We start from the raw sequence: 266 nt of genomic DNA, 5'->3' as shown, positions 1-266 counted from the left end.
CTTCCATAAATTTTGAGCAGGCGTCTGCTTTCCTTTCTTTTTTAATTCTGCAGAAAGGACTGGTTGTTCTTTCAATATGGATTGATAGACAGTAAACAGATTCTGTTTTTCCGCTTTTGGCAGGCTTCCTTTGTATTGTTTTTTCAGCGTTAAGGCTTGCGTTAGAAATTCCTGCATCTGTTTTGCCCATTTTTGTCCCGTACTATCTATAATTCCCTGCAAATCTCGTAAGAGATGGGCATTACATAATACATGACGACAATCTG

1 protein-coding gene is annotated in these 266 nt (G+C 38.3%); it reads right to left on the bottom strand.

Annotated features, from left to right (window positions below):
- On the bottom strand, positions 1 to 266 hold a 266-nt coding region (locus JDS99_RS31310), incomplete at both ends, for an IS66 family transposase (RefSeq protein ID WP_199696531.1).

The sequence above is a fragment of the Bacillus cereus group sp. N6 genome (assembly GCF_016483705.1).
Lineage (GTDB): Bacteria > Bacillota > Bacilli > Bacillales > Bacillaceae_G > Bacillus_A > Bacillus_A wiedmannii.
Note: the sequence above shows the minus strand (reverse complement) of the source record. Positions and strands in the feature narration are given on the sequence as shown.